Annotated in this window: 6 protein-coding genes; 3 read left to right on the top strand and 3 right to left on the bottom strand. The window is 61.9% G+C overall.

What is annotated here, in order from left to right; genetic code table 11:
* The 3 genes from FKP22_RS23205 to FKP22_RS23195 form a co-directional block, all read left to right on the top strand.
* The coding region (locus tag FKP22_RS23205) for a DUF805 domain-containing protein (protein ID WP_141290041.1) at window positions 1–760 on the top strand (760 nt) is incomplete at its 5' end.
* A 69-nt stretch (window positions 761–829) separates the two neighbouring features.
* Entirely contained in the window at window positions 830–1,138 is a 309-nt protein-coding gene (locus FKP22_RS23200) for a YlcI/YnfO family protein (RefSeq protein ID WP_141290040.1), read from the top strand.
* Window positions 1,135–1,455 carry a type II toxin-antitoxin system RelE/ParE family toxin gene (locus FKP22_RS23195; protein ID WP_141290039.1) on the top strand — a complete coding sequence of 107 codons (321 nt, stop codon included), beginning with the start codon at window positions 1,135–1,137 and terminating at the stop codon, window positions 1,453–1,455. Before FKP22_RS23200 ends, FKP22_RS23195 begins: the two co-directional genes overlap by 4 nt.
* 99 nt (window positions 1,456–1,554) lie before the next feature.
* On the opposite strand, the gene FKP22_RS23190 is transcribed toward FKP22_RS23195, so the two are convergent.
* The 3 genes from FKP22_RS23190 to FKP22_RS23180 all read right to left on the bottom strand — a co-directional run.
* Complete coding sequence (locus FKP22_RS23190; protein WP_141290038.1) at window positions 1,555–2,205, bottom strand: DUF1877 family protein; 651 nt, start codon at window positions 2,203–2,205, stop codon at window positions 1,555–1,557.
* 217 nt (window positions 2,206–2,422) lie between these two features.
* Entirely contained in the window at window positions 2,423–2,806 is a 384-nt protein-coding gene (locus tag FKP22_RS23185; protein WP_141290037.1) for a hypothetical protein, read from the bottom strand.
* Window positions 2,807–2,975: 169 nt separating this feature from the next.
* Window positions 2,976–4,023 (bottom strand): helicase-related protein (locus FKP22_RS23180; RefSeq protein WP_141290036.1); only part of this gene is annotated, 1,048 nt, incomplete at its 5' end.

Genomic DNA, 4,023 nt, shown 5'->3' with positions numbered 1-4,023 from the left:
CAGCGACGATGCGCCGCTGTTCGGCCTCAGCTTCGAGGGCCGCATGCCGCGCATGCGCTACTTCTTCTCAGGCTTGCTGTTCTACGTGGGCATCGCCGGGCTGGGCATCCTGCTGGCACTGCTGCCAGGCATGATCTTCAAGGGACTGCTGGGCATTGTCGGCATCGCCGTGCTGATCGTCTGGTCGCTGCGGGTCACGGTGCTGCGACTGCACGACATCGGCCAGAACGGCTGGTGGGTGCTGGTGCTGCTGATCCCCATCATCAACTGGATCGCCACCGTCGCCCTGCTGTTCTATCCCAGCGAGGCCTACGAGAACGAGCATGGCCCCAAGCCGGTGGATGACAGCGGCCGGGGCGTGGTGATCGCACTCGGCGTGCTGATCCTGATGTTCGCCCTGCTGTTGAGCTTGGCCGTGCCCGCCTACAAACGCTACGTGGACAAGGTGCACGAGGAAATGGACGACGACGAGCGCCCTGAAGCCCAGCAGCGCAGCGACGACCCAATGCCCAGCGCTGCCGAGCTGCAGTCCGTCCTGCACAGCCCGCGCGCCGCCGAGCGTTTCCGCGAGGAATACGCCCACGCCAAGGGCCACCGCGCCTTCAGCGTGTCGAACGACGGCGCCTCCGGCTGGGCCTCAGGCGCCTCCAGCATCGACACCGCCGTGCGCGAAGCCCTGGCCAGCTGCGACCACGACCGCCGCGCGTACACCTCGGAGTGCTACATCGTGCACGTGGACACGGACTGGGCGATGCGCTGAGCATCCCCGGCCTGGTGGTTGTGCTTGGCCGAGCTTGTCGGCGTATATCAAATGCTATACAGTCGATTAATGAGCCGCTCCGCCACCTTGCCCCCCATTCGCATCGCGCCCGAAGCCAAGGCCAGCCTGGAGGCTGTGCTGCGAGAAGGCGAGTCCATGACGCAGTTCATCGAGAACGCCGTCTGCCGCGAGGTTGAATTTCGCGCCGAGCAGAACGCTGCCGTTGCGCGTGCGAAGAAGGCACTGCGCAGCGCCGACAAGGGCGAGGGCCTGGTCACGGCCGAAGACTTCCTGGCGGGCATGACGCAGCGTGCCAAGGCGGCACAGCAGCGCATCCGGGAAGCGGTGGCAGCGAAGCAAAAGCGAGCCTCTGAGTGAGCGAGCCCTATCGCGTCATTCCCAGCCTCACCTTCCAGCAAGACATCGAGCGCCTCGAAGACCACATCATCCTGCGCGAGCTGGCGAGCCACGCGCCCGATGAGAGGTGCCTCTTTCGGTTCCGCGATGCGGTCGAACAAGGGATGAGCGTCCTCGCGTTCGCACCGCACACCTGCCGCCGGTCCGAGCAAGACCGGGAATTCCGGGAATTGATCATCCCGTTTGGCAAGGGCGGCTGCGTCTTCCTGTTCGCGATGCGTGACGCGGAGGTCGTGCTGCTCGCCGCCAGGGACCAGCACAAGCACGACTACCGCTGACGGCGGCGTAGCGGGCAAGGGCTGGAGCGGCTGGTCGGAGCAACCAGCAACTGCAATAGAGATCGGCGACGCCCTCAATATCACCCCCGGCAAGCGTCATCACTGATAGATCACAAAAACATAGTGCCCCGACTTTGCAGCCTCAGCATAAAAAGCCCGAAGCTTCTGAAAAGCCGGGACTAAAAATTCTTCCAATACCGAATCTTTTTCACTCAACCATTCCATTCCGCCCACCTCGAACTTCTCCATTTCTTTTCGATCAAAAAACTTTTGGAGATCAGCTGTGGTGATGCGATCCAAGGCAGCGGAAAGCTGCTTGACCTCGGCTGGTTTGAAAAGCCTTGCGCTGCCCATACCAAAATCAATCTTCGGGTCTCGCTGACTTTTGTCGCCGCGACCCTCAATTGCGCTCAATACCATGTCCGCCGCAGCCCCGTCAGTGGCTCCAGGGCAAACACCCAGCTTTCCCAGTTCTTCCGACAACAATGCGTCGAAGTCGGTGTTTTCACCCAGAGATTTTGATTCAATTTGGCGACCGGCGGCTCGATACGTTGCAACAAGGTGTACTTGCTCGCCACGTTTGGTGCTTGACAGCAGCCAGGCGAGAACTTCGTAATCCTTATCCAAATCAAGCAAAGCAGCTTTTGCAAACCGTGGATCGTTTTTGATATTCCAGACAACGGATGGCTGCTTGTGCACCAAATCAAGTTGGACCTCATCCACGTGAGCGTAGTAGGCAATAATGCTCATATAGATACCCTCCCTATCAAAAAATTGAATATTCAATCAATCTTACAAAACAAGCCTACGCGCCCTTTTCGGGAGTCTCGATCGTCGGTATTTTGCCATTCGAACTGTTCGGAGTCTGGGAACCCGAGCAGTCGATCACATACGCCGAATTTACTTGCCTAGATTCAAGCTTCGCAACGCACTAGCCTCGAAGCGAGCCCAGTAAATGCCAATCATCTCAGCTTTGCTGCGGATCTTGATCCGGCCAATCGAAGTGAAGGTAGTCCATCTGGTTCTGGTCGCCATCGTAGATGCCCAGCCAGTGCCGAATTTGAGCCTTCATTAGAGCCCCGGATACTTGCCGAGCGTCAGCATTGAGGACCTCCGGCCTCGCGGCCGTCCCATCCAGCGTCCATTCACCTTCAGGCCGCCAATCCTCGAAGGAGAAACACTCGCAGTCCGAAACAATGATCTTGTAGGCGCCTTTCGACACTCCCAACCCGTGTCGCGCCAGCAGATCGGACATCTCCTTCTGTTCCGGGCATCCGACGCAGACGCCATAGGCAAACGTGCGCTCTGGCGCGATGCCATCCTCGTGGCCTATCGAGCCGACAAAGTTCACGAGGGCCTCTTTGCCAGGTTGGGATTCAGGCCGCAGTAGAAAAAGTCGTCGCCAAAGGCCCATGTTCCTGCCTCCATCGCATTCGTCTCATCGGACGATGGTATCCAGGTCATAACGCGAGAACACTCGCACCATGACGCCAGACGCCTCACACACGGCCCTCGCCCTCTCAGCGAATCACATCATCCAGCCGCCTGAGCTTGGCCTTGCGGCCCTTGAGCGTGCCGCTGGAGAGTTTGGCGACGACCTGGTCGGCGATGCTGGCTTCGACGGCCACGTAGGTGTGGAAGTCGCCAACCTTGATCTTGCCGATCTGGCTGCCGGCGAAGCCGGCGTCGCCGGTGAGCGCGCCCAGCACGTCGCCGGGGCGGATCTTTTCCTTCTTGCCGCCGAGGATCTGCAGCGTGACCATGGCCGGGCGCAGCGGACCGCCGGGGGCGTCCTTCAGCTCGCCGAGCTTTTCCCAGTCGAAGGGCTTGCCCTGGGCCAGCTCGATGCGGCCGATGCGGCCCATCTCGTCCATGCTGACCAGGCTCAGTGCCAGGCCGTCGTGCCCGGCGCGGCCGGTGCGGCCGATGCGGTGCACGTGCTGCTCGATGTCCTGCGTGACGTCGACATTGATCACCGCTTCGAGCTGCTCGATGTCCAGCCCGCGCGCGGCCACGTCGGTGGCCACCAGCACCGAGACGCTGCGCTGCGAGAAGCGGATCAGCACCTGGTCGCGCTCGCGCTGGTCCAGGTCACCATGCAGCGCCAGCGCGACGAAGCCTTCGGCCACCAGCACGTCGACCAGGTCGCGGCACTGCTGCTTGGTGTTGCAGAAGGCGATGGTGCTGGCCGGCCGGTAGTGGCGCAGCAGTTGGCCGACGACGTGCAGCCGGTCGCTGTCGGCCACTTCGAACGCGAGTTGGCGGATCTGGCCGGCGGGTGCGGTGGCAGGGCCGCCGGTCTTGGCGGTGGGCGCGCTGACGGTCAGCTGGCGTGGCTTGCGCAGGAAGCGCGAGGCCAGCTTGGCAATGCCTTCGGGGTAGGTGGCGGAGAACAGCAAGGTTTGCCGCTCGGCCGGGCACTGGCTGGCGACGGTGACCATGTCGTCGATGAAGCCCATGTCCAGCATGCGGTCGGCTTCGTCGAAGACCAGCGTCTGCAGGCCGCCGAGCTGCAGAGCGCCCACGTCCAGCAAGTCCATCAGCCGGCCCGGCGTGCCGACGACGACG

The organism is Ideonella azotifigens (assembly GCF_006519715.1).
In the GTDB taxonomy this organism is placed as follows: domain Bacteria; phylum Pseudomonadota; class Gammaproteobacteria; order Burkholderiales; family Burkholderiaceae_C; genus Ideonella; species Ideonella azotifigens.
Note: the sequence above shows the minus strand (reverse complement) of the source record. Positions and strands in the feature narration are given on the sequence as shown.